General features: G+C 70.9%; 24 protein-coding genes. 4 read left to right on the top strand and 20 right to left on the bottom strand.

What is annotated here, in order from left to right:
* Positions 1-26: 26 nt before the first annotated feature.
* Together CP975_RS20470 and CP975_RS20465 are read right to left on the bottom strand one after the other, a co-directional pair.
* Positions 27-581 carry a NuoB/complex I 20 kDa subunit family protein gene (locus CP975_RS20470; protein WP_031035164.1) on the bottom strand — a complete coding sequence of 185 codons (555 nt, stop codon included), beginning with the start codon at positions 579-581 and terminating at the stop codon, positions 27-29.
* A gap of 21 nt (positions 582-602) precedes the next feature.
* On the bottom strand, positions 603-962 hold the full coding sequence (locus CP975_RS20465) for an NADH-quinone oxidoreductase subunit A (protein ID WP_003992243.1): 360 nt from the start codon (positions 960-962) through the stop codon (positions 603-605).
* A gap of 781 nt (positions 963-1,743) precedes the next feature.
* On the opposite strand from CP975_RS20465, the gene CP975_RS20460 reads away from it, so the two are divergent.
* Positions 1,744-2,580: a C40 family peptidase gene (locus CP975_RS20460; RefSeq protein ID WP_070321180.1), complete on the top strand. Its 837-nt coding sequence runs from the start codon at positions 1,744-1,746 to the stop codon at positions 2,578-2,580.
* Positions 2,581-2,670: 90 nt separating this feature from the next.
* Here the strand turns inward: CP975_RS20460 and CP975_RS20455 are convergent, their stop codons facing one another.
* The 3 genes from CP975_RS20455 to CP975_RS20445 are packed head-to-tail and all read right to left on the bottom strand — an operon-like array spanning position 2,671 to position 5,078.
* Entirely contained in the window at positions 2,671-3,000 is a 330-nt protein-coding gene (locus CP975_RS20455) for a putative quinol monooxygenase (RefSeq protein ID WP_055529395.1), read from the bottom strand.
* Positions 3,001-3,048: 48 nt separating this feature from the next.
* Positions 3,049-3,795, bottom strand: coding sequence for an IclR family transcriptional regulator (locus tag CP975_RS20450; RefSeq protein WP_199782937.1), 747 nt, complete (start codon positions 3,793-3,795; stop codon positions 3,049-3,051).
* The gene (locus CP975_RS20445) at positions 3,792-5,078 is read right to left on the bottom strand and encodes a geranylgeranyl reductase family protein (protein WP_055529397.1); all 1,287 of its coding nucleotides are present in this window, start codon (positions 5,076-5,078) and stop codon (positions 3,792-3,794) included. The genes CP975_RS20450 and CP975_RS20445 overlap by 4 nt, the downstream gene beginning before the upstream one ends.
* A 97-nt stretch (positions 5,079-5,175) precedes the next feature.
* Between CP975_RS20445 and CP975_RS20440 the strand changes: the two genes are divergently transcribed.
* Positions 5,176-5,724 (top strand): GNAT family N-acetyltransferase, encoded by a 549-nt coding sequence (locus CP975_RS20440; RefSeq protein ID WP_246201576.1) that lies wholly within the window; start codon positions 5,176-5,178, stop codon positions 5,722-5,724.
* A gap of 54 nt (positions 5,725-5,778) precedes the next feature.
* Here the strand turns inward: CP975_RS20440 and CP975_RS20435 are convergent, their stop codons facing one another.
* The 15 genes from CP975_RS20435 to CP975_RS20365 form a co-directional block, all read right to left on the bottom strand.
* The gene (locus CP975_RS20435; RefSeq protein WP_246201575.1) at positions 5,779-8,391 is read right to left on the bottom strand and encodes a zinc-ribbon domain-containing protein; all 2,613 of its coding nucleotides are present in this window, start codon (positions 8,389-8,391) and stop codon (positions 5,779-5,781) included.
* A gap of 143 nt (positions 8,392-8,534) precedes the next feature.
* Entirely contained in the window at positions 8,535-9,230 is a 696-nt protein-coding gene (locus CP975_RS20430; RefSeq protein WP_055536480.1) for a demethylmenaquinone methyltransferase, read from the bottom strand.
* Between the two features lie 186 nt (positions 9,231-9,416).
* Positions 9,417-10,016: an amidohydrolase family protein gene (locus CP975_RS20425; protein WP_055536481.1), complete on the bottom strand. Its 600-nt coding sequence runs from the start codon at positions 10,014-10,016 to the stop codon at positions 9,417-9,419.
* A gap of 7 nt (positions 10,017-10,023) precedes the next feature.
* The gene (mqnC, locus tag CP975_RS20420; protein WP_055536482.1) at positions 10,024-11,223 is read right to left on the bottom strand and encodes a cyclic dehypoxanthinyl futalosine synthase; all 1,200 of its coding nucleotides are present in this window, start codon (positions 11,221-11,223) and stop codon (positions 10,024-10,026) included.
* Between the two features lie 88 nt (positions 11,224-11,311).
* On the bottom strand, positions 11,312-12,031 hold the full coding sequence (locus CP975_RS20415; protein WP_150477934.1) for a prepilin peptidase: 720 nt from the start codon (positions 12,029-12,031) through the stop codon (positions 11,312-11,314).
* A 78-nt stretch (positions 12,032-12,109) separates the two neighbouring features.
* Positions 12,110-15,142, bottom strand: coding sequence for a bacterial transcriptional activator domain-containing protein (locus CP975_RS20410; protein WP_055529933.1), 3,033 nt, complete (start codon positions 15,140-15,142; stop codon positions 12,110-12,112).
* 268 nt (positions 15,143-15,410) lie between these two features.
* A complete protein-coding gene (locus CP975_RS20405) occupies positions 15,411-15,869 on the bottom strand; it encodes a TadE/TadG family type IV pilus assembly protein (protein ID WP_055529964.1) in 459 nt (152 codons plus the stop codon).
* A 5-nt stretch (positions 15,870-15,874) separates the two neighbouring features.
* Entirely contained in the window at positions 15,875-16,315 is a 441-nt protein-coding gene (locus CP975_RS20400) for a TadE/TadG family type IV pilus assembly protein (protein WP_055529935.1), read from the bottom strand.
* Positions 16,315-16,692 (bottom strand): TadE family protein, encoded by a 378-nt coding sequence (locus CP975_RS20395; RefSeq protein WP_055529966.1) that lies wholly within the window; start codon positions 16,690-16,692, stop codon positions 16,315-16,317. The genes CP975_RS20400 and CP975_RS20395 overlap by 1 nt, the downstream gene beginning before the upstream one ends.
* Before the next feature lie 129 nt (positions 16,693-16,821).
* Positions 16,822-17,091, bottom strand: a complete 270-nt coding sequence (locus tag CP975_RS20390) for a hypothetical protein (protein WP_055529937.1) — start codon at positions 17,089-17,091, stop codon at positions 16,822-16,824.
* Between the two features lie 76 nt (positions 17,092-17,167).
* The gene (locus CP975_RS20385; protein ID WP_055529939.1) at positions 17,168-18,097 is read right to left on the bottom strand and encodes a type II secretion system F family protein; all 930 of its coding nucleotides are present in this window, start codon (positions 18,095-18,097) and stop codon (positions 17,168-17,170) included.
* Positions 18,094-19,095, bottom strand: coding sequence for a type II secretion system F family protein (locus CP975_RS20380; protein WP_055529941.1), 1,002 nt, complete (start codon positions 19,093-19,095; stop codon positions 18,094-18,096). Before CP975_RS20380 ends, CP975_RS20385 begins: the two co-directional genes overlap by 4 nt.
* A 7-nt stretch (positions 19,096-19,102) precedes the next feature.
* The gene (locus tag CP975_RS20375; protein ID WP_055529943.1) at positions 19,103-20,413 is read right to left on the bottom strand and encodes a TadA family conjugal transfer-associated ATPase; all 1,311 of its coding nucleotides are present in this window, start codon (positions 20,411-20,413) and stop codon (positions 19,103-19,105) included.
* Entirely contained in the window at positions 20,410-21,246 is an 837-nt protein-coding gene (locus CP975_RS20370) for a hypothetical protein (RefSeq protein WP_055529945.1), read from the bottom strand. The genes CP975_RS20375 and CP975_RS20370 overlap by 4 nt, the downstream gene beginning before the upstream one ends.
* 17 nt (positions 21,247-21,263) lie before the next feature.
* Positions 21,264-21,986 (bottom strand): hypothetical protein, encoded by a 723-nt coding sequence (locus tag CP975_RS20365; protein ID WP_055529948.1) that lies wholly within the window; start codon positions 21,984-21,986, stop codon positions 21,264-21,266.
* Between the two features lie 426 nt (positions 21,987-22,412).
* Here CP975_RS20365 and CP975_RS20360 point away from each other — a divergent pair, with 426 nt between their 5' ends.
* On the top strand, positions 22,413-23,351 hold the full coding sequence (locus CP975_RS20360; protein WP_150477204.1) for a S1 family peptidase: 939 nt from the start codon (positions 22,413-22,415) through the stop codon (positions 23,349-23,351).
* 514 nt (positions 23,352-23,865) lie between these two features.
* Complete coding sequence (locus CP975_RS20355) at positions 23,866-24,903, top strand: hypothetical protein (RefSeq protein WP_055529949.1); 1,038 nt, start codon at positions 23,866-23,868, stop codon at positions 24,901-24,903.
* The last annotated feature ends 26 nt before the right edge of the window (positions 24,904-24,929 follow it).

The raw sequence follows: 24,929 nt of genomic DNA, 5'->3' as shown, positions 1-24,929 counted from the left end.
CGAGTCGTGCGTGCCGTGCGAGTCGCTCACCGCAGCAGCCCCTTCATCTCAATGGTGGGGAGCGCCTTGAGGGCCGCCTCCTCCGCCTCGCGGGCCGCTTCTTCCGCGTTCACGCCGAGCTTGGAGCCCTGGATCTTCTGGTGGAGCTTGAGAATCGCGTCCATCAGCATCTCGGGCCGCGGTGGACAACCGGGCAAATAGATGTCAACAGGGACGACATGGTCCACACCTTGCACAATCGCGTAATTGTTGAACATCCCGCCCGATGAAGCACAAACCCCCATCGAGATCACCCACTTGGGGTTGGGCATCTGGTCATAGACCTGCCGCAGGACCGGCGCCATCTTCTGGCTCACCCGGCCGGCCACGATCATCAGATCCGCCTGGCGCGGCGAGCCGCGGAAGACCTCCATGCCGAAGCGCGCCAGGTCGTACCGCCCCGCACCCGTCGTCATCATCTCGATGGCGCAGCACGCGAGGCCGAACGTGGCGGGGAAGACGGATGACTTGCGCACCCAGCCCGCGGCTTGTTCGACGGTGGTCAGCAGAAAACCGCTCGGCAGTTTCTCTTCGAGTCCCATGCTCTTTGGCCCCTCAGACCTTTAGTCCCATTCCAGGCCGCCGCGCCGCCATACGTACGCGTACGCGACGAAGACGGTGAGCACGAAGAGCAGCATCTCCACGAGCCCGAAAATCCCCAGCGCGTCGAAGGTGACGGCCCAGGGGTAGAGGAAGACGATCTCGATGTCGAAGACGATGAAGAGCATCGCCGTCAGGTAGTACTTGATGGGGAATCGCCCACCACCGGCCGGCGTCGGCGTCGGCTCGATACCGCACTCATAGGCCTCTAGCTTCGCGCGGTTGTACCGCTTTGGACCGATAAGCGTGGCCATGACCACGGAGAAGATCGCAAAGCCTGCCCCGAGGGCTCCCAGCACGAGGATGGGCGCATAGGCGTTCACGCTCCTCGCTCCTCTCAGTCGGCACTGACTGTTGGCGGTTACGTCGGACCCGGCCCGTCCTCCACTGAAGATCGCTTACATGTGAAGCAGGTCACAAGCCCAACTGCCCCGCATCTTATGCCCGCCGGTCTGTGATCTGCGACACGGGGTGCGACAACGGCTTTGTGATCTCCACCACCTGACGAAGGATCATGAAGTCGGATGAGCGGTGATCTTCGTACGCGAAGCGCCTGAGTGATCACTAGAGGTGACATCCCGGCGAGTCATGCCTGGTCGAAGGCGTGTTGCTCTATCAAGAGGTGGACATCCCAAGCAAATTGGCGCTGAACGCGATCCCTTGATAAAGGCGCCGCGTTCACACTTTGGCGGCAGCGACGGGGACAGATGTGGACGCGTGCGTCGATTCACGAGGAACCGTCGGCCCCCGCGCGAACGGTTGGGAATCCACCCGTAGGGCAGCCGAAAAGTACGGGAGATCTCAGGGAGGTCTCAGCGAGATCTCAGGGAGATCCCCGAGGAGGTACCCCTGTGACCTGCCTCACAGCACCCCCTATGCCCAATCAACCGGGCTTGGCCAACGGCCTCAACCGGTGGTAGACCGTGGGCAATTCGGGCGTATCTCAGAAAACCCATGATCACAGGCGTGATCGCCGGTGTCCGCATTGCCCGTTACGGCGTCAATAAAGAGCGACACGCCCGGGATTCAGGGCCGTGAGCGGCAACTGTGGCGCAGCACACGTTTCTTGAAGGGAACCACGAGTCCCTGATAGCGGTTGTTCTCATGTCCCACACCGCTCACATACCCAGCCACCGGAAGCCCCGTCGCAGCGCCTCCAAGCTCGCCCTGCGCGCCGGAGTTGCCGGTGGCGTCCTCAGCACCCTGGCAGTGGCCGCGGCGGCCGGTACGGCGAACGCGGCCGAGCCGGTGACCGAGACCATCGAAATGCCCACGCTCACCACCGATCTGTCCGCGCAGATCGCGCAGTCGGCCGACCTCACCCAGCAGGCCGCGGACACCTACGAGTCGCGCGCCGAGCAGGACGCCGCCGCCGCCAAGGCCGCCAAGCAGGCCAAGGAAGACCAGGCGCAGGCCGAGAAGAAGGCCGAGGCCAAGCGCAAGGCCGAGGCCGCCGCGGAGAAGAAGGCCGAGGAGGAGCGCGCCTCCCGTGCCACCGAGCGCACCTCGCTCTCCACCCAGTCGACCTCGGGCTCCGGCGCCGGTTCCGGCTCCACCGCCTCGGACTCGGTCGCCGCCCCGGCCAGCGGCAGCGTCGGCACGGTCATCAGCTTCCTCAAGGCGCAGCTCGGCGACGCGTACGTGATGGGCGCCTCGGGCCCCAACGCCTGGGACTGCTCCAGCCTGGTGCAGGCCGCGTTCAAGCAGGCGGGCGTGGACCTTCCGCGCGTCTCGCAGGACCAGTCGGTCGCCGGTACGCCGGTCTCGCTCTCCAACATCCAGGTGGGCGACATCCTTTACTGGGGTGGCGCCGGTTCCGCGTACCACGTCGGTGTGTACATCGGTAACGGCCAGTACCTGGACGCCGCCAACCCCAGCAAGGGCGTTGTCATCCAGGACCTGTCCGGTTACCCGGCCTCGGGCGCCGTGCGCGTCCTCTGACGGCCCCACAGAGACACGATCGAGGGCCGGAACCCCCTGGGTGGGGTTCCGGCCCTCGGCGTGCCCTGAGACGCCTTCTCAGGCCTCTTCTCAGGCGTTCTTCGGGGAAAGCTCGGCCATCCGGGACCAGTCGTCGCCCGGAATCTCCGTGTTCACGATCCGCGGGACCTCGGCGATCGCCTCGGCCATCGTCTCCATGCCGGCCTTGAAGTGGTCGGACTCGACGTGCGCGGCACCCGCCTCGGGCGAGGCGAAGGCCTCCAGGAGCACGAACTGGTGGGGGTCGTCGACGCTGCGCGACCACTCGTAGAAGAGGTTGCCGGGCTCGGCGCGCGTGGCCCGGGTGAATTCGGCGGTCCGCTCCAGCCAGGTGTCGGCGTGCTCGGGGCGGACGGTGAACTTGACGGCGATGAAAATCATGCGGCCAGCGTCCGCCCGCCCGCCGTGCCCGGCAACCGGAGGGGCCCGCTATTCCGACGCTGCCGGAAAGCCGTGCCGCGCGGCCCGCGTGAGGATCCGCGCCAACTCCGCGCGGCGCCCGCGGGAGTGCGCCGTCGGCAGCGAGACCGACAGCGCCCGTGTCCCGTCCCCGAGGGGTACCGCCACGCAGGTGTACGCCGGGTCCGTCTCCCCCACCGACACCGCGACGCCCGCCGCGCGCACCCGGCGCAGTTCGGCCTCGAAGCGGTCCGGGCTCGTGATGGTGTGCTCGGTCAGCCGGGGCAGCCCGAACTCGTCGAGATAGCGGCGCCGGGCCCGCCGTGGCAGGGAAGCGAGCAGGACCTTGCCGTGTGCGGTGGCGTGCGCGCCCTGGTCGAGGCCGACCTCGAACGGGTCGGCGCCGTGGGCCGTGACGGCCGTGGTGCTGTCGATCACCGCGATCCGCCCACCGCGACGCACGCTCAGATACGCGTGGGCGCCCGCGGCGCGGCGCACGCCCATCAGCAGCCCCCGGGTGCCCGCGTCGATCCCCGCGTGCCGCTGGAACGAGCGGTACAGGGAGGGCACCCGCGGCCCGAGGACGTACCCGCCCGGGGTGCGGGCCACATGGCCGCGCGCGGTCAGCGGAGCCAGCAGGTGGTAGACCGTCGAGAGGGCACAGCCCAGCTCCCTCGCGAGGGCCTTGGCACCGACCGGCTCCGCGGACCGGGCGACCGCCTCCAGGAGATCGAGCGCGCGGTCCACCGAGGCGGGGCCGCCGTGCACGTCGCTCACGCCTTCGGCGCCACCTTGCTCAGTCCGTTGATGATGCGGTCCATGGCGTCGCCGCCCGTCGGGTCCGTGAGGTTCGCCAGCATCTTCAGCGTGAACTTCATCAGGATGGGGTGCGTCAGGCCGCGCTGCGTGGCGATCTTCATGACCTTCGGGTTGCCGATGAGCTTCACGAAGGCGCGGCCCAGCGTGTAGTAGCCGCCGTAGGTCTCCTTGAGGGTCTTCGGGTAGTTCTGGAGCGCCAGTTCGCGCTGGGCGGGGGTGGCACGCGCGTGGGCCTGCACGATGACGTCGGCGGCGATCTGGCCCGACTCCATGGCGTACGCGATGCCCTCGCCGTTGAAGGGGTTCACCAGACCGCCCGCGTCACCGACGAGCAGCAGGCCCTTGGTGTAGTGCGGCTGGCGGTTGAAGGCCATCGGCAGGGCGGCGCCGCGGATCGGCATCGTCATGTTCTCGGGGGTGTAGCCCCAGTCCTGTGGCATCGAGGCGCACCACGCCTTGAGGACCTCGCGCCAGTCCAGCTCGCGGAAGGCCTTGGAGGAGTTGAGGATGCCGAGGCCCACGTTGGACGTGCCGTCGCCCATGCCGAAGATCCAGCCGTAGCCGGGAAGGAGCCGGTCCTCGCCGGGCCCGCGGCGGTCCCACAGCTCCAGCCAGGACTCCAGGTAGTCGTCGTCGTGGCGGGGCGAGGTGAAGTACGTCCGCACGGCGACGCCCATCGGGCGGTCCTCGCGCCGGTGCAGGCCCATGGCCAGCGAGATCCGCGAGGAGTTGCCGTCGGCCGCGACGACGAGCGGGGCGTGGAAGGTGACCGGGGTCTTCTCCTCGCCGAGCTTGGCGTGCACGCCGGTGACGCGGCCGGTGCGGTCGTCGATGACCGGCTCGCCCACGTTGCACCGCTCGTGCAGCCGTGCGCCCGCCTTCTGGGCCTGCCGGGCGAGCTGCTCGTCGAAGTCGTCGCGCTTCCGTACGAGGCCGTAGTCGGGGTACGAGGCGAGGTCGGGCCAGTCCAGCTGGAGCCGTACACCGCCGCCGATGATGCGCAGGCCCTTGTTGCGCAGCCAGCCCGCCTCTTCGGAGATGTCGATGCCCATGGACACGAGCTGCTTGGTGGCGCGCGGGGTGAGTCCGTCGCCGCAGACCTTCTCGCGCGGGAACGCGGTCTTCTCCAGGAGGAGGACGTCGAGCCCGGCCTTCGCCAGGTAGTACGCCGTGGTCGAACCGGCGGGCCCGGCTCCGACGACGATGACGTCCGCTGTGTGTTCGGAGAGGGGCTCGGTCACGGCGGGTTCTCCCCAAGGCTCGAAATCTGTGTGCCGACCGGCACGGGATACGGGCAGTCTATGAGGCGGTACCGATCAGCCAGCCGAAGGGCCACACGTGACCGAGCAGACCGAGACCCTGCCCGCCGTACAGCTTCCCGCCGTACGGCTGCGCGTTCCCACCCATGAGGACGCCTTCGTGTGGCACCGGCTCTTCGACGATCCCGAGGTCATGGAGTTCCACGGCGGCGTGCCCGCGGAGCTGTCCATGTACGAGGAGCTGACCGCGCGCCAGCGCAGACACGACGCCGAACTGGGTTACTGCCTCTGGACATTGCTCGACGGGGCCGGTGAGCCGATCGGCTTCGCGGGCGCCCAGCCGTGGGCCCGCGCGTGGGGCCCCGCCGGCGAGATCGAGATGGGCTGGCGGCTGGCCCGCGCGGCCTGGGGCAAGGGATACGCGACCGCCGCCGCCCGCGCCACCGTCGAACGGCTGCGCGAGCGTGGCGTGCCGAGCGTGGTGGCGATGGTCGACGCCGGCAACGAACGCTCCGTCGCGGTGACCCGGCGGCTCGGCATGGACCTCGGCGAGACGTTCACCACGCCGTCGACGCCGGGCGACGGCGAGGGGCGGCGCGTGGCGTACTGCTTCCGGCTCACGCTGTAACGGGGCCGTGGCGCGGGCGGCGGGAGCGGCGGGGCGTGGCGGGAGCGGCGGGGGTCAGTCGGTGAGCCGCCAGGTCTCCAGCGCGGTCCGGTGCGTCCTCACGCCCTCGCCCGCGCTCCAGAAGCTCTCGCGCCAGGAGAGCTGGATCGCGTACTCCGTGCCGTTCTGCGCGACGTAACTCTGGTTGACGGCGTGGATCGTGCGGCCCGCCTCGTCGGTGTACGTGTACTCCCAGACCGCGCCGTCCTGCCCCTGGAAGGTGTTGCGCTCCAGCCGGATCCGGTCGTAGTCCGACTTGTCCGGGGCGGACTTGGTGTCCTTCTCGATCTTCGTGAAGTTCTCGTACGACGTGTAGGGCGCGTCCTTGACCACGCCGACGAGGAACTGCTCACGGCCGGCCGAACCGTACGTGATCTGCCCCGGGCGCTCCGGGTTCACGGGCTGCCGCGTCCAGCCCTCCGGGACCGCGAAGGAGAACCCCTCGGTGTCGGTCACCCGCTCGGAGCCCTCGGGGGCGCCGGTGTCATCGGTCTCGTCGGCCGCGCCGGGGCCCGCGCCGTCGCTCGGCTCCGGACTCCGCCGGGCCTCCGGCGAGGTGGCCGGTTCGGGGGCCCGGCTCGGCTCGCGGCTCGGCTCCTCGGACCGGCTGACCGCGGGTTTGCCGTCCTTGCCCGCGCTGTCCGTCTTGTCGTCGGCGTTGTCCTGCCAGATCAGAACCCCGGCCGTGGCACCGCCGCCGATGAGGAAGGCCCCGGCGAGCGTGCCCACCCAGACACCGGCCCGGCCGCGCGGCTTGGCGACGGGGGGCTGGTGGCCGAGGTGGACGGTGTGAGGGGCGTGAGGGGCCTGGGGGGCGTACGCGGGGGTGGGGGTGGTGGGAGTTCCCGCCGGGGGCGTGCCGGGCGCCGACTGGGTGATGTACGCGGCGGCTTCGGCGGGGGTGGGGGTGCTCCCCGAGGGCGTCGGTGCGGGGCCTGCCGGAGTGGCTGGGTTGGCCGGGGCGTGCGGGGTGGCCGGGGTGTGCGGCACTCCAGGTGCGTACGCGGGGGCGGCGGGGGCTCCACCCTGGCCCGCCATCCGCAGCAGGTACGGGCCGAGCAGTGCGGCCGCGGAGACCCAGAGCAGCCCGAAGAGCAGCACCTCCGAGACGCTGAGACCCAGCCCCACCTCGCCGTTGCCGCTGCGCCCGCCGAAGCCCGAACCGCCGCCGACAGCCGCGCCGGACGCCTCGAAGCCGGTCCCGCCGACCCCGGCGAGCAGCAGGACGAGGCCGAAGAAGACGGCGGCGGACAGCAGTTGCTCACCGCGGTTCGCGCAGCGGCGTGCGGCGAGGACGCCGATCGTCAGCGCGCAGACCAGGCCGAGCGCCAACGCGCCCACGATCGCCCAGTCGTTGGTGGCGTCACCCAGCTCGGAGAGGCCGAAGGACCTGCTCTCGGACCCGCCGCCGTACAGCGAACTGGTGCCGCTCACGGAGGCCTCGACGCCCGCGCCCCAGCCGATGCCGAGCGCCGCGATCGCGAGGTTCGGCAGGATGAGCAGTGCGACCAGGAGCGGCGAGATGTCGGCGTCGTCGAGGTCGGTGATCTCCTTCAGGTCGTCCACCTGCGCCAGGCTGATGAAGGCGACGAGCGAGCAGAGCACGAGGACGACGGCGAGGGCGCGCAGCGCGGTACCCACGGCCCGGACCGCGGTCTGCGCGGCGGGGCGCGCGGCGCCCCACGGGTGCAGCACGCCACAGGAGACGACGAGCGTGAGCACCAGTGCGCCGAGCGCGGCGAGCGCCGGGGACGAGGACAGCTCGAAGCTCTCGATCTCGGGCTGCGCGAAGAGCGCGAGCGCCAGTACGCCCGCGGTCACCAACAGCGTGACGCGCAGGGCCGCTTCCAGCCCGGCCGTGCCGCCGCCACCCTGGCCGCCGTGCCCCCGCGCGACGAGGCGGTTGCGGAGAACGCGTACGCCGATGAAGAGCGCCACGATCACCAGCGCGGTCACGGTGAGCGGGACGAAGTGGAGGGAGACGCTGCCTTCGAGGGCGGACCCGGAGGCGTCCGAACCGAGCCCACCCGATCCGAGGCCGTCCGATCCGAGGCCGTCGGAGCCGAGCCCGCCCGATCCCAGGCCGTCCGAGCCGAGACCGTCCGACCCGCCGAGGCCCGGCCGGCGGTCACCGCCCGTCACCTCGAAGCCGCCGCCCACCGATTGGAGGAGCAGCGCGAGGCCGATCCGCAGCCGGTCGGTGAAGTCGACGACCACCTCGTCGTCCTGGCCGTACGAGGGGATCGCGATGCCGATGGCGCCGATGAGCAGCAGTGCGAGGGGCCAGAGCGCGGCCTGCGCGGATCCGGCCCAGTCGCCGCGGAACGTACGCCCGAAGAAGGCGCCTACGGCGGAGGGTTGGGCGGGGCCGGGACCGGGGGCGAGGGCGGGGGCCGGGGTGTAGGCGGGTGGGGGTGGCGATGTGGGCGCCGAGGGAGCGGCGTCCTCCGGAGGCCGGCCGTCCGGAGCCGCGTCACCGGCAGCGGGAACCTCCGTCTCGGGAGCCTTCGTTGGAGCGGATGGTGCCTGCGGAGCCGTCGGCTCTGAAGGGCGTTCCTTGCCGCACTTCATGCAGAAGCGGGCCTCATCAGGGGCAGCGGCCCCGCAGTGCGGGCAGTACGACGCCATCAAACGCTCCGTCACAGTCCAGGAGAACCCGCCCATGAGCGGGAAGGACCGACCCTATAAGAACCGCATAAGTTTCGGCGCGGGTCGTATCAACGGACACATCTTGCCCGGTGGCCGGTTCCCGCCCGGACCCAGTTCCTTGTTCAGTCCCGCTTGAAGCCCCGGTGCAGCGCCACGACGCCGCCCGTGAGGTTCCGCCAGGCCACCTGCGACCAGCCCGCGTCCCGCAGCCGCGCGGCGAGCGCGGGCTGGTCGGGCCAGGAGCGGATCGACTCGGCGAGGTAGACGTAGGCGTCGGGGTTGGAGGACACCGCGCGGGCGACCGGCGGCAGCGCCCGCATCAGGTACTCGGTGTAGACCGTCCTGAACGGCGCCCATGTCGGGCTGGAGAACTCGCAGATCACGACCCGGCCGCCGGGCTTCGTCACGCGGTACAGCTCGCGCAGCGCGGCGTCGGTGTCCTGGATGTTGCGCAGCCCGAAGGAGATGGTGACGGCGTCGAAGGTGTCGTCCTTGAACGGCAGCTTCGTCCCGTCGCCGGCCGTGAACGGCATCCAGGGATGACGCTTCTTGCCCACCTGGAGCATCCCGAGCGAGAAGTCGCAGGGCACGACGTACGCGCCGGCCCGGGCGAAGGGCTGCGAGGACGTGGCGGTGCCGGCGGCGAGGTCCAGGACCTTCTGCGCGGGGCGCGCGTCGACCGCCTTCGCCACCTCCTTGCGCCAGAGGCGGGCCTGGCCGAGGGAGAGCACGTCGTTGGTGAGGTCGTATCGTTCCGCGACGTCGTCGAACATCGTGGCGACTTCGTGCGGCTGCTTTTCCAGGGTGGCTCGGGTCACCCCGCCATTGTGGCAGGCGGGTCCTCGCTTCAGGCGGCGGGCTCTTCGCCTGCGGCGGGCTTCACGCCTGCGGCGGGCCGGTTCGGCCTCTCGTCTGCCCGATGCCGCCTCCTGGCGCGTGCGGGTTTGGTTTTGGTCGCTCGCGCCGTTCCCCGCGCCCCTTACGGGGCCATCCTTGCGGGGTCCTCAGCGGGCTCTGTACACCAGTCTGCCGGCCACCACCGTCGCCACGCACGTTTGCGGGCCCTGTCTTACCAGTTCGGGCCGGGACGGTACGTCGAAGATCGCGAAGCGGGCCGGGCCGCCGCTGGTCAGTGCGGGCAGGAGGACCAACGGGGTCGGTGAGAGGGACGGGGGGCCCGGCAGGCGTGGCGGGCGTTGCGCTACCGCCAGGCCTGCCCTGCGGAGCGCGTCCAGGACCGGGCGGGCCCGCAGCTCGCCCGCTACCGCCACCGTGCCGTGCGCCAGCATCCGCTGCACGCCCCGCCGGGCGCTGGCGCCGAGACGGGCCGGGTCGGCGCGGAAGATGGCCCGCGCGCGTTCCCCGGTGATGGGCTCCGTGCCGAGGCTGTCGGCCTCGCGCGGGTCCGGGTGGTAGGTCGCTTCGAGAAGTTCCGGGCCGTACGGATTGAGCAGGCCGGGGGTGAGGATGCCGGGCCAGCGGCGGACCCGGGCCGCCGGGTGCGCGGCGGCCAGATCCTCGTACGGGCCGACGGCGGCGACGCTTGCCCCGTCGGCCAGGACCGCCGCCTCCGGAGAGCGTTCGGCGACGTGAAGTGTCAGCACGGCGGGCTCAGTTCGTGGCGAGGAGCTTCAGCTCGGGATGTGCCGTGCCGCCCTCGATCGCCGTGGACGAGATGTGGGAGGCGACGCGGTCGTCGACCGGGTCGTTCGCCGGGTCGTCGTGCACGACCAGGTGTTCGTACGTGGTGGCGCGCTGGGCCGGGACGCGGTCCGCCGTACGGATCATGTCGATCATCTCGCGCAGGTTCGAGCGGTGCTTGGCGCCCGCCGAGGAGACGACGTTCTCCTCCAGCATGACCGAGCCGAGGTCGTCCGCCCCGTAGTGCAGCGTCAGTTGGCCCGCCTCCTTGCCGGTGGTCAGCCAGGAGCCCTGGATGTGCGCGACGTTGTCGAGGAAGATGCGGGCGATCGCGATCATGCGGATGTACTCGAAGATCGTCGCCTGCGTACGGCCCTTGAGGTGGTTGTTCTCGGGCTGGTACGTGTACGGGATGAAGGCCCGGAAGCCTCCGGTCCGGTCCTGTACGTCGCGGATCATCCGCAGGTGCTCGATGCGCTCGGCGTTGGTCTCGCCCGTGCCCATGAGCATGGTGGACGTCGATTCCACGCCCAGGTTGTGGGCGATCTCCATGATCTCCAGCCAGCGCTCGCCGCTCTCCTTGAGCGGGGCGATGGCCTTGCGCGGCCGCTCGGGCAGCAGCTCGGCGCCCGCGCCCGCGAAGGAGTCGAGCCCGGCGGCGTTGATCCGCTGGATGGCCTCCTCGACGGAGACCTTGGAGATGCGGGCCATGTGCTCGACCTCGGACGCGCCGAGGGAGTGGATGACCAGCTGCGGGAAGTTCTCCTTGATCGCCGCGAAGTGCTTCTCGTAGTACTCGACGCCGTAGTCCGGGTGGTGTCCGCCCTGGAACATGATCTGCGTGCCGCCCAGCTCGACCGTCTCCGCGCAGCGGCGCAGGATGTCGTCGAGGTCGCGGCTCCAGCCCTTCCTGGTGTCCTTCGGGGCGGCGTAGAAGGCGCAGAACTTGCAGGCCGTCACGCAGACGTTCGTGTAGTTGATGTTCCGCTCGATGATGTACGTCGCGATGTGCTCCGTACCGGCGTAGCGGCGGCGGCGCACGGCGTCGGCGGTGGCGCCGAGCGCGTGCAGCGGGGCGTCCCGGTAGAGGGCGAGCGCCTCCTCGGGGGTGATCCGGCCACCTGCGGCGGCACGGTCGAGGACGGACTGAAGGTCGGCCTTCTCGGTCACCGGGGCGTCCCTTTCGTAAGGGTTCTGGACGGACCAAGCCAGCGTACGCCAGGCCTCCCGGACGCCTGACGCCAGGCGGATCCCGGTGTCAGGCGGAGTACGCCCCGAGCAGCAGGCCCACGAAGGCTCCCCCGACCAGGAAGGGCCCGAAGGGGATCGCCGTCTTCCGCCCGGCGCGGCGGGCGGCGACGAGCCCGATGCCGTACAGCGCGGCGAGGACGAACCCGGCGAAGGTGCCGAGCAGCAGCGCGCCCCACCCGTACCAGCCGAGCACCGCCCCGAGGGCGAGGGCGAGCTTCACGTCGCCGAAGCCCATGCCGCTGGGGTTGATGAGGAAGAGCACGAAGTACGCGCCGGCCAGCGCGAGCGCCCCGTAGAGCGCGACCGTCCACTCCCCCGCGTGCCCGGGCACCAGCGCGGCGGCCCCGAGCAGCACGAGCGCGCCCGCGGCGAGCGGCAGGGTGAGCACGTCCGGCAGCCGGTGCACGCGGAAGTCGACCACGGCGAGCAGCACGCCGAAGGGCGCGAGCAGCAGCCACGCCCCCAGCTCGGGGCGGGCCCCCGTGGCGGCGGCGAGGGCGGCGCAGACGGCCGCGGTGGCGGCGGCGAGAAGGAGGGTGCTGGGTCCGTACGTGTCCCCGTGCCCGCACCGCGCGATCCCGACCCACGCGCCGAGGGGATGCCCCTCGGGGCACTCGCGCCGCCAGCTCTCGTCCGGCTGGACGGAGAGGCGGTAGGCGGCGCGGGGGACGAGGACCCCGGCGAGGGCGCCCCAGAGGGCGCCGAGAAGGACGAGGAGCGCGATCAAGACGTTCACCTATTCGACGCGGGGCAAACGGGCGGGTGGGTGGGGAACATCGCCGCGAAGCGGCGGCAGAGCCCCCCACTAACCCGCAGCCGAGACCCCACTGCGCCACGCGGGCAGCAACTCATCCAGCAACGCCTCGGTACGTGCGGGCAACCCCCGAGCCCCACTCCGGGCCAGGAGATCAGCCGCGACCCGCTGCAAGCGGGCGGGGTCCTCCGTCGCGGCCGTCGCCCGGAGCAACTCGTTCCAGAGCCGCTCATCGCCCGGCGCGGAGCCCAGCGCGGCGTTCAGCGCCTCGATCGCCTTCTCCGCCCGCCCCTTCTCCAAATGGAACTCCGAGAGGGCGAGACCGATGTCGGCGACGAGCAACGGCAGCTGCGCGTCGATGATCTCGTGCGTGAGCCATCCGTACCGCCCCTGCGGCCGGTCGGCGAGCAGCGGTCCGCGGACGAGCACCAGCGCGTCGGTGAGCATCCGTCCGCGCACGGCGCGGTTGCCGGAGCCGCGCCCCTGCGTGGCCTCGTGGTACAGCGAGCGCAGCACGTCCAGGTCCGAGACGACGGACTCGGCGAGGGTGAGCCGCCCGCTCCGGTCGGCCCGCAGGCGGTGCGATCCGTCGGGGTCGGTGCCGAGCCAGTCGCGCAGCCGCTCGACGAGCGCGTCGCGTACGTCCTCGGTGACACCGCGCGGCCACAGCGCGGAGGCGAGCACCCGGGGGTGGACGCCCTCGCGGTGCATCAGGAGCAGGGCCAGCGCCTCGTGCATCAGCGCGCTGCGCTCGCCGTCCGGGGTGTCGAGGCCGATGATCTCGTACGTACCGACGAGACGGGCGTAGACCGCGGGCCGCCCCTGCTCGGTGACGTCGACGAGGAACGGCGGCGAGGCGGCAGCGGGGCCGTCGCCGGGGCCCGTGGGGCCGGATGAGCCGTCCGGGTCGGCTTCGGTGAAGAGCCGGACGACGGCACGCTGCTGGGCCTCGGGCAGCGTCTGGGCCACCAGTTCGAGGCCGAGCAGCGGCGCGAGCAGCTTGCCGTCCCCGGTGATCTCCATCTCCCAGGCGGCGCCGGGCAGGTCCCCGGACTCCGTACCGACCAGATAGCCGATGCCCAGGCGGCTGGCGTCGGCGGCCAGTTCGGCGAGCTTGACGGCGTCCTCGCCGGTCGGTTCGGCGGCGAGCAGCACGAGGTGCGGGGCCCAGCGGGTGTGCTGGGCGGGGCCGGTGCGGCCGGTGAGCACGGAGTCGTGCCCGGCGGCGCCGAGCGCGCCGCGCCGCTGCCGGGTCTCGGCCTCCATGGTCTCCAGGAGGGCCTCGACGTCCTCCAGGTGCCGCAGCCGGTTGGGGGCGAGCGGGGTGAGGTCCTGGCCGAAGCCGACGAGGGTGATGGTCATGCGGTCCGACCAGCCGTTGGTGGCCAGTTCGGCGGCGACCGAGGCGAAGACGGCGGCGCGGTCGCTCGCGGGGCCGCTCAGCGAGACGATGCCGGGCACGGACTCCAGGTTGAGGAGCAGCCGTGATTCCTCGGGGGCACCGAGCGTGCCGAGGCTGACGAGCCCCGGGTAGGGAGCGGCGGTGTCCGCGTCCTCGTACCGCTCGGCGTCGGCGCGGGACAGCACCCAGAACGTCTGGTCCTGCCCCAGCTGCCAGGGCTCGGGCGGCCGTCCGGCGGGCTGGGCGAGCTGGAGGTGCAGGTCGCCGTTGCTGAGCCAGGCCGCGTACACGGTCGGCAGGGCGCGGTTCTCCTCGGCGAGCGAGGCGGCGAGGCCGCGCAGCGACAGGTCGAGGAGGCGTACGCCGTCGGGGTCGGCGCCCACGAGCAGCGCGTCCTGCACGGCGGCGGCGTCCCCGGTCGGGGTGGGCGGATGCATGCCGCGACGCCCGCCGACCGCGCCCACGGCCGACTGCCACAGGGCGTGCCGGCGCCGGCGCCCGAGGGCACCGAGCAGGCCGGCCGCGAGCAGGGGCGCGCCGAGGAGCGCCTCGGGCAGCCCGAAGCCGAAGCCCTCGGACGCGGTGCCGCCTCCTTCGGCGGCAGGGGCTTCGGCGGCGGGGGCCTCGGGTGTGGCCGGGGCCTGCGGCATGGCGGGCTTCCCGGGCGCGGCGGGGCGCTGCTCGGGAAGGACGATGTGCGCGGTGTCGTGGTCGACGGAGCTGCCGCCGCCCTGCTCCTGGCCGCCGCCCTGTCGCTGATCGCCGGTCTTGGAGTAGTCGGAGATCTGCTCCTTGACGTCCTCGGAGACCTTGGGCGCCTCGTCGGGCATCTCGACCAGCTCGCCGCCGTGGGCGTCCGCGGGCATCTCCATGATCCAGCCCGGCCGGATGAGGCTGGCCTCGGAGAGCTTCGATCCGTCGGGCTGCTCACGGTCCTTGTTGAGCTGGTAGATCTCCTTGTACCTGCGGCCGTCGCCGAGGTGCCGCTCGGCGATCTCCCACAGGGAGTCGTGGTGGCGCCCCTCGGGGGGCTGGATCCGGTAGTACTTCGTGTCGCCGTCCTTGGCGCTTCCGTCGGCGTGCGCGGCGGCCTGCTCGGCCTGCGCGGCGAGCGCGTCGGCGGCACCGGCGGCCTGCTGCCGCTCCTGCCCGAAGAGGCCCCCGGGGGTCTGCTGGGCGCTTGCCGCGGAGGCGGGCTTCTGGTTCCCCTCCAGCGACTGCCCGAACTGCGAGAGGCCGGGCGCGAAGCCGGCGGCGGTGGCGCCGACGAGGAGGAGGGCGGCGACGAGTTGCCGCGCGAGCAGCTGGCTGCCACCGGCTCCCGGGACCCGGCTCGGAATGCCGACTCCGGAGAGCGCGGCCTTTATCTCCACGAGTACGCAGGCGGTGAACTGCGCCCAGGCGAACCAGACGACGACGGTCAGCACGTTGATGAACGTGCCGACGGTGATCTCCTGCTGCAACCAGCTCAGCGAGGGCGTCCCGTCCGGCAGCGGCCACCCGACGAACACCGCGAGGGCTCCCGGCACGCCGACCAGGAGCACGGCCAGCGCGACAAAGGCGAGGAACGCCTTGACGAAGTCTCCGACGGAACGCCGACGCCCCGGCAGCGGCTGCGGGGTCCGGTTCCGCGGCGACTGCGGATCAGGCGGGCTCGTCGAGCGTGAGGTGGTGCGCGCCATGGCGGGAGTCCTGGTGTCCTGTGGGGAGGAGTGGATGCTTACGCAACAGCCTACTGAGGCGATGGTACGGAAGGTGCCGAAGGTCAAACAGAGGTGCGATTGGGGGGCCGCCCGTTTGGTAACTGCCCGCGCCAAAGGCTCGATTCGCGCGGCCGCACGACGGGGTAGCTCGCGGAGCTGTCCGACGCGGTGGAGGCGGACGGGGAGAAGGGCGGCAAGGGCGGGGGCGGGTCCAAGCAAGTGGGGTCACTCCGCGGCTTGCCGAATGTCAGCCCACCTCGTTCTCCGCGACCGCCCGCCCCGTCACCGTGATGTCGCCGCCGTAGAACATGCCGGTGAAGACAGGGCTGTACGTCATCCGGACCTCCACCTCGACCTGCTGGGCGTTGGCCGTGACGCAGTGTGTCGCTGCCGCGTCCGCGCCGCTCAATCCGGCCTCCTGGACGAACGCCTGGACGCGGGCGCCACAGTTCTCGAAGTTGATGGGGGCGCCCTTGGCGCCCTCGTAGAGGCCCTCGGTGTCGAGGTCCTGCGCGGCATAGCGCGCGGCCTGCTCCGCGATGTCCGCGGCGCGTTCCCGTTGGGAGATGGAGAGACCGCCGTCGATCACGAACGCGGCGAGGGCGAGGAAGACGAGCGCGAAGACGATGACCGCGCCCGCGCCCGAGCCGCGGTCGTCCAGTGCTTCGCGGCGGGCTGCGGCCCAAGCGCGTACAGCGGGGGACATCGTCGTCACGCCGACCTCCGGTAGGGGTCGAGCGGGGAGCTGAAGCTGGCCTTCAGGGTGGTCGGCACATCGAGGCCGAGCATGGCCAGGCCCCGCACCTGGCAGCTGACTTCGACCGTGAAGAAGGGGTCGACGTCCTCGTCGAACCCGGCGCTCTTCTGCACGACGCTGACCGGTCCCGAGCAGACGTCCGCGAGGTCCGCCCGCGCGGCCTTGCGCGCCTCCGCCAGTGCCGTGCCGTGTTCCTTCTGGATGGAGCCCGCGCGTGCCGCGTCCCGCGCCGCGCCGTCGATGGCCCCTCGGCCGTCGACGAGCTGCCCGAAGGCCACCAGGACGAGGATGAAGAGGATCATCACGGGGGCGAGGATCACGACCTCGATGGTGGAGAGCCCTCGGTCGTCGCGGCGGTGAGGCCAGGGCCGGGGAGTCCGGGTTGCGTCACACATCAGCCGTCGTCCTCCACGAACCGCTCCACCGGCCCGGACGACTGCGCGTGCACGGTGAAGTCGAGCCCGGGGAAGACCCTCGGCACCTTCGCCGTGATCTCCACGCCGACCGTGCTCGCCTCCGGCTGGATGGTCTGCACCTTCGGGTCGATCACCAACTGCGGGCCGAGCTGGCGGATGTAGGCGTCGGCCACGTCACGTGCCTCGCCGCGCCAGCCGCCCGCGTTCTCGTCCGCCGTCGCGCGGGCCTTCCGCGCACCCGCCTGGGCCGCCGCCTGCGCCACATGGTCCGCGAAGAAGTACAGCGCGAACTGCACCGTCGCGAAGATCATGAAGAACAGTACGGGAGTGAGCAGCACGAACTCGATCGCGGTCATGCCGGACTCGCCGCGGGTGGAGGCGGCCTCCACCCTGCGACGTACCCATCGTCTTGCACGCTCGCGCACGTGTGTCCGCTCCCTGTCCCCGTCCTTGTCCGTCCCCGTACGTCCCCGTTCACCGCCGGATCAGCAGGTGCTGCCCGCGTCCGCGCCCTCGATGCACTCGCCGACCTTGGTCGCGCCCTTGTCCAGGGCCGCGTTGATGATCGCCGCCACGGCACCCACGATCGCCACGACGACCGCCGAGATGATGACCCACTCGACGGCGGACGCGCCTCGGTCCAGCTCGCCCGACCTGACCCGCTGCACGCGGCCCTGCAGGAAGGTGATGACGAAGTCCAGGCCGGGGTTGCCGGTGCTGAAGTCCCGCCCGTTGAATCCGTTCGGTCCGTTCATGGTGTGTGTCCTCTCAGAGTGGTGGGGGGAGGAGGTACCGGGCCCCGTTGTCGCCGGCACCGTCGTCGAAGGGCGGCTACACCTGGAACACGCGCATCGCCGCCGGGAAGATGAGGAAGACCAGGAATCCCGCACAGAGCAACAGCTGGGCCACCAGCATCGACTGGGACTTCTCGCCCGCGCTGCCCTCGATCTCGGCCAGCTCGCGATGCCGCATCGTCTCCGCGCGGGAGGCGAGCGACTCGCGTACCTTCGCGCCGTCGTCCGCCACCAGCGCCAGGGACGCCGACAGGTCCTTCAGCTCCTCGACGCCCAGTTCCTCGCCGAGCGTGCCGAGGGCCTGCCACTGGCTGACGCCGGTGATGCGGGCGTCGGCCAGCGCGCTTCGGATACGTCGCGTCGCCCATCCGTCGGAGACTTCCGCCGCCGCCATGAGCGCCTCGGGGAGGCCGCGGCCGCCCGCGAGGCTCATCGACACCAGGTCCAGATAGGCCCCGATGACGCGGCGCAGATCGCGCCGCTTGTCCGCCGCGTCCCTGCGTACTTCCAGGTCGGGCAGGAAGAAGAAGATCGCGCCGAACATCAGCGCGAGCCAGACCGGGATGATCGGGCTGCGGCCGAAGCCGAGCTGCCAGATGATGACGAAGAGGAACGGGCCGAAGAAGACACCGGCCGCGGCCAGCAGCATCTTCGTCGCCAGGAACTTCTCCCAGCTGCGGTCGAGGACCGCGAGGTCGGCCCGCAGCGACCGCTGCTCCCACCCCTGCTGGAGGTAGAAGTCCGCCACGCGCATGCCGATGCGGGTCCGCACCGAACCGATGCGGCCCGGCTTCTCCACGTCCGACGTGGCCCGGTGCGACTCGTACGCCGCGCCGCGCGCCCGCATCGCGTCGATGCGGGCCACCTGGGCGACCGCGCTCTGCCTGGACGGCATCAGGGCGCGTACGAGGGCGAAGATGCCGAGGCCGAGCACCGCGCCGACCACTATCGGCAGCGTCAGGCTCATCGACGTACCCCCTCGGGAGAGTTGGCGTAGCCCGGCAGGCCCTGCTGGGACTGCTGCTGGGACCGGTCGGGAGCGGTGGCCGGGCCCCGGGGGCGTACGAACTGCACGCCCGGCTCGTCCTTGACCAGGAAGCGGTCCGGCGTCTCCACGGTCGACAGCTTCCGCAGCCACCAGAAGCCCAGCGCGAACAGGGCGCAGACCAGGGCGAGCACGAGCTGGCCGACGGGCGTGCCGTAGGGCTCGACGAACTCGCGGTTGAAGATGGAAAGGCCGAGGACGAAGGCGACGGAGACGGCCACGACGATCTGCACCGAGCGGCGCGTCGAGGCGCGCTGCGCCATGACGCGCTGGCGCATGTCGACCTCTTCGCGCGCCGACTTGGCGAGCGCGCCGAGCACTTGGCGCAGGCCGGGGCCGCGCAGCTTGGCGTTGAGGATGAGCGCCGCGACGATGATGTCCGCCGAGGCGTCGTCGATCTCGTCGGCCAGGATCTGGAGGGCCTCGGGCAGCGGGGTGCGGGCGCGCAGCCGGTCCACCAGGGCGTCCAGGTGGGGGCGGAGCACCGGGGCCGCCGCGCGGGCCGACGCGGGGATGGCCTGTTCCAGGCCGACCGCGCCCGCGATGGTGTCGCGCAGCGATTCCGTCCAGGCGGCCAGCGCCTCGACGCGCTTCATCTGGGCGCGCTCCTCGGCGGCGCCGCCGAAGAGCTTGTCCCAGAAGAAGACGAGGATGCCGGCCGCGATGCCCGCCACCGCCCAGCGGGTGAGGAGGAGGACGACCAGGCCGACACCGGCGGCGAGGGAGCCGCGGCGGCCCGCGAAGCGGAGCAGTTCACTCGCGCGCTCGCTCGCCTTGTGCTTCTCGTGGTCGGGCTTGGCGGGCAGGCCGCGGATCGCGATCGCGAGGAGCGCGATTCCGCCGCCCGCGGCGACGCCGCAGACCAGTGCGTACAGGACGGGCAGCGAGAAGAGGCCGCCCATGGAGCCAGGTCCGTTCATGTCGTGCTCACCCCCATTGCCCGGCGGGGCGGTAGCCGAACGCGGCCAGGTCGTCCATGCAGGCGATCGGCGCGTGCGCGACGACCCGCCCGTCGGGGGCCTCCGCGAAGACCTCGCTGGACAGGACGCGGCCGTCGACGCCGTTGACCTCGCGGATCGAGGTCACCATGCGCTGGAGCTTGCCTCCGGACTGGTAGTTGTTGCGCCGCTGGATGAAGACGACGAAGTTGACCGCGCCCGCCACCAGCATCTGGCTCGCCTCGATGGGGAGGCGTTCGGAGGCCTGGAGGGCGTAGGTGGAAATACGGTTGAAGACCTCGCTGGAGCTGTTGGCGTGGATTGTGGAGAGCGAGCCGTCGTTGCCCTGCGACATCGCGTTGAGCATCGTCACGATCTCGTCGCCGAGGACCTCACCGACGATGACGCGGGAGGGGTTCATACGCAGCGAACGGCGTACCAGCTCCGCCATCGAGATCTCGCCCTGCCCCTCGGAGTTGGGCAGCCGCTCCTCGAACGCCACGACGTTCGGGTGCAGGTCGGCGAACTGGTCGAGGCCGAGCTCCAGGGCACGCTCGACGGTCACCAGGCGCTCGTGCGGCGGGATCTCGTTGGCGAGGGCGCGCAGGAGCGTGGTCTTACCGGCGTTGGTCGCGCCCGCGATCATGATGTTCTTGCGGGCCCGGACCGCGCAGGCCAGGAAGTGGCCGATCTCCGGGGTGAGCGTGCCGTTGCCGACGAGGTCCGACATGAAGACCTTGCCCATGCGGGCGCGGCGGATGGACAGGGCGGGGCGGCGCGTGACGTCCATGACCGCTGACAGACGCGAGCCGTCGGGCAGCCGCAGGTCGAGCTGGGGGTTCGCGGAGTCGAAGGGGCGGGAGGACAGACCGGAGTAGGCGCCGAGGATCTGGATCAGCTCGACGAGTTCCTCGTCGGTCTCGGCGACCGGGTCGGCCTTGGCCTCGCGGCCGTCGGCGTATCCGACGAAGACCTGGTCGCAGCCGTTGATGTCGATGTTCTCGACCTCGGGGTCGTCGAGCAGCGGCTGGAGCCGTCCGACGCCGAAGAGGGCGGCGTGCACGGCGGCCGCGTACTGCTCCTCGGTCTCCGCGTCGAGGGGGGTGCGCCCGGCGTTGATCTCCGCGCGCGCGTACTCCTCCAGGATCTGCGCGATGACGGCGCGGGCGTAGTGCCGCTCGTCCTCGCCCGACATCGGGGTGACGCCGGAGACCTGGTCGACGCGGCGCTGCTCGGCGATGCGGTCGCCGGCGTCCTGCCGGAACCGCTTCACCAGCTGGTGATCGACGGGCGTGCTCATCGGCCCGCTCCGGGCTGCTGGGCGACGGGGCCGGCCCAGGCGGCGCCGTACTGCTGGTACAGGTCGACGGTCACCTTGCGGGCGGAGCGGATGAGCAGCGACTTGTCGAGCCGCCCGCGCTTGCGTCCGGCCAACTGGTCGGCGCCGGACGGGTCGTCGGCGAGGGTGCCCACGACGCGGGCGCCGGTCTGCGCGGCCATCAGCATGTCGTTGACCTGGTGGACGAGCTTGGCCGATGTCGACGGGTCCGCGATCAGGAGTACGCCGATGAGCGGGGTCGCCAGCGAGGCGGCGCCCCGTGCCCCGCCGTGCAGTTTGGCGGCGAGGGCCGCGGCACGGTCGCGTACGCGGGCGAGCGACTCGGGCTCCGTGCGCGAGACGAGCAGGACGAGGGCGGCCTGTGGGAACAGGTCGATGGCCGGGGTGTCGCCGCTGACGCGTCCGCAGTCCGCGATGACGTCGGCGGGCGCGTGCGGCGAGTCGGCGAGCTGCGAGAAGGCGCGCCCGAGGGTCGGCCAGAGCCCGGCGAGACCGGCGGCCTGCTCGGCGATGCCGAGACCGACGAGGACTTCGAGCCCCCCGCTCAACGGCTGGGTGTGGTCCCAGAGTTGGTCGGGCACGAGGCCGCGGCGGGCCGTGGCGGCGATGGAGAGCATGCCGGTGTTGGGGTTGAGCGGTCCGCCGTGCGCGGCGGCGCTGCGGTAGACGAGGTCGCCCCCCGCGGGGTCGGTCTCCGCGACCAGTACGCGGCGCGGCCAGACGGCGGCCAGCGCGACGGCAGCGGTGGTGACGCCGGGCGACCCTTTGTCGGCGGCGAGAGCGATGAGCGCCATGTCTCTTCTACTCGCCTCTAGTTGCTGTCGCCGGTGACGCGGACGACGACGACCTTGCTCTCGGACGCGGCACTCGCGAGAGCCGCGACCTCGTCCTGCGGGACGAGGAGGGTGACGGTCTGGTTGCCGGTGCTCACGGTGGCGTCGCTCTTGGTGGTGACGGTGCTCACCTTGGCGGCGGCGACCAGGGGCGACCCGCTGCCGGAGCTGCCGCTTCCGGAGGAGCCCTTGCCGGTCGCGGTGCCGGACACCACGGGGTAGGCGGCGACGGTGTCGCCGGGCTTCAGGTCGGCGGGGTACTGGCCCTCCTTGAGGGAGAGACCGACGGAGGCCTTGCCTGCGGGCAGGCTCTCCTTGGCGCCGAACATCTCACCGACGGCGACGGCACCCGCCGGTACGGTGCTCTTGGCCTTCAGCCGGGAAAGGGCCTCGCGCTGCTCCCACTTGACGTAGTGGATCGAGGAGTCCTCGGCGACCATCATCGGCTGGATGTTCGTGCCCTCGGCGGGCGACTCGCCCGCCGGGATCTCCTTCGTCACCTTGACGACCTCGATGCGGTCGCCCGCGCGCAGCACGAGCACGGTGGCGCCGAGCGCGCCGAGCAGGATCAGGAGTACGGCCAGTGCGGCCAGTGCCGGTTTGCGCTCGCGAGGCGGCGCGGGAAGGCGCTCACCGACCGTCGGCTGAGCCGGCGCGGTGGAACGGTTGTTGCCCGCCCTCATACGCTCCTGGATCTTCACGCAACTGCTCCCCGCACACCCAAGAAGATTCGGTCAATTTCCGTCATTAGTGACACTCGCGACTCTCTACGCCCCGCCTCGGGCGGGCTATTCAGCCCCAGGCTCAGTGTCAAGTGATCGCACCGTATCAGCAGCATATAAGCCCCTCAAGGCGCGTCAGATCTCGCGAAGCCCACGTGCCCCATCGTTATCCACGCGCAATCCGCACGCGTCGGTTCCCATGCCGTTCGGGGGCCGCGGGCGCGGCATTTGTGTGCGTACGCGAATGCCTCCGAGAGGGCAACCCTCCATAGCGCTTTGCCCTCTCACACTGCGCACGGAGGGCGCGAAGAGGCTGATGGGCCGACCAATGCCCGTCCTGTGCAGACCTGTTAACCCGTGCTGCACGCAGCGGCACGAAAGAGCATGAAAGAGACGCAACCCCCCATGACGCGTAAGTCCCCCCAATCCCCCCAGCCTTCTCACTCTTCTCAGTCCTCTCAGTCCTCTAAGTCCCCGCTGAGCACCCCCACCCGCAAGGCCGGGCTCGCCACCGGTCTCGCCGCCACCGCCGCCGCCCTCGCGATGGTCGCCACATCCGCTCCCGCGGCCCACGCGATCGTCGGCGGCACCGACGTCCCCAACGACGCCTACCCGTTCATGACGGCCGTCCTGGAGAAGGGCCCGGGCAGCGCGCTCGACCGGCAGTTCTGCGGGGCGAGCCTGATCGGACCCGACGTCGTCGTGACGGCCGCGCACTGCCTGGTCGACGAGGCGGGCAAGCCCGTCAGGCCGAAGACGCTCCAGGTCGCGGTGGGCCGCACGGTGCTGTCGTCCCGGCAGGGGCAGATACGGAACATCGCCAAGGGCGGTGTGGTCGTGCACCCGCGCTACCTCAAGGGCAAGGAGGCCTACGACGTGGCCTTCCTCCAGCTGGAGAAGCCGGTCCGCGGCATCTCCCAGGTGGCGCTCCCCACGCAGGGCACCGACGCGCTGATCCGCCCGGGCCAGAAGGCGACGGTCGCGGGCTGGGGCAACACGGACACGGAGCTGACCCACACCCCTGACCGGCTGCGCGAGGTGAAGGTCCCGGTCCTCTCCCATGCCGAGTGCCGGACGAGCTACGAGGAGTACGACGCGAAGGTCAACTTCTGCGCCGGCGTGGAGACGAAGGACTCCTGCCAGGGCGACAGCGGCGGCCCCATCTTCCGCAAGGTCCCCGGCCGCGAGGCCCCCATCCTGATCGGCGTCGTCTCGTACGGCGACGGCTGCGGGGCGCAGGGTGCCCCCGGCGTCTACACGTCGCTCAGCTCGTCGAAGCTGTGGAAGACGCTGGATGAGTCGGGGGCGGGCAGGAAGGTGAAGCGGGTGCTGAACCGGCGGTGACCTTCGCGCACGTCGCCTGATCCGGGTGTGCGGCCCGGGACGCAGGAGTTCCACCGCGTTCCGGGCCGCTCGGTCATCAGGTCGGCGAGCAGCCCGGCCATGGCCGGGCTGGGGCCCGGCCGAGGCACCGCGGAAGCGACCAAGGGCCCGGTGACATCCGTCGACCCCAACTGGACCCCGCTCGCCCGCGGGTACGCCCCGGAGTGGAAAGCCGCCGAGTTCCGGGACTTCCGGGCAGCGCCTGAACTACGCCGCGGCGCACGCCCCGGACACCCACGCCCACCACCAACGCGAAGCCCGTCTCGCTCACCTGAGCCCGCCGAGACGAATACTCCGACGCGCACACCAGCCACCCGGCTCGTGTTCTTCACCTCATCCCCCCAGCACAAGTGCCCCAGTTGTGCGACTTTGCCCAACTATTCCGCCTGGCGGAACCAATAACTGGCCGGATAACGTCGAGCCCTTGGGGACATCCTCGCCCCGACGAGCTCAAGAACCACCAAGGAGCAGGCCCGTGGGCTTCAAGGGAATGGACGACGTTCAGGCACCCAAATTGGCGGCTGCCGTCGACGTCATGGGCGGAACCCTCACCATCCAGGGCGGCTTGATAAGCGGAATCCTGGAGAAATGGAACGCCAAAGCCGAAGGAGTCTCCGACTTTCCCAAGAAGGCATCCTGGGCGACGGACGAGGCGAAGGACATCCGGCGCCGCCTCGGAATCGCCAAGGACGACCCGGAAGCCGTTCTCACCTTCGCCAGTCTCGCGGGCGCCCTTGAAACCTGGAAAGAGTTTCAAGAGGGCACCCTCAAGGACATCAAGACCCCCCTGAAGATCCTCAAGATTCCCACGGCCATCGAAGCCTCGATGCACCTCTACTCACGTTGGCAGCAGGGGCAGAACGTAGCGGGCGCGCGGGCCGTTTGGGAGTTGAACAAATACTTCGGCTCCTCGGCCGAGCGCATCAAGGCGAAGCGTGGTGAACTCCTCAAGGAGCTCCTCAAGGATCAGAAGATCCGCAACTGGTACAAGGAGCCCTGGAAGTGGCAGCAGGCGGTGCGCAAGACTGCCATGCGCCTGAAGATCCCCTTCGCGGAGAAACTCTTCAAGAACGCACCGGGTGCGAGCAAGCTCGCGAACCGTGTCCTCCTGCCGCTGAGTGTCATCCACGGTGTCAAGCAGATGTTCCTCCCGGACCACAAGGGAGCCTACGGCGTTGCCGACCGCGGCATGGGCCTCCTGGAGGCCGGCGGCGCAGCGGCCATCCTCGGAGGCGCGGGCGCGGCCACGGCGCTGGGTGCCTCGGCGACCGTGGCGGCCGCGGTTCCCGTCGTGGGGTGGGTCGCGCTCGGAGTGGCCAGTACCTATTTCCTTGGCAGCTGGGCCTGGGACAAGTGGGGTGATGACATCAAGTCCGGCGCCAAGGACGCCTGGAAGGCCACCAAGGACTGGGGCGGAAAGGTGAAGGACAAGGGTAAGGAAATCGTCGACGGTGCCAAGAGCGCGGTCACCAACCTGGTACCAAGCACCATCAGAAAATACAGTTTGTGGTAACGATAGATCTTAGACAGTAACCAGCG

Source organism: Streptomyces alboniger (genome assembly GCF_008704395.1).
Taxonomy (GTDB): Bacteria; Actinomycetota; Actinomycetes; order Streptomycetales; family Streptomycetaceae; genus Streptomyces; species Streptomyces alboniger.
Note: the sequence above shows the minus strand (reverse complement) of the source record. Positions and strands in the feature narration are given on the sequence as shown.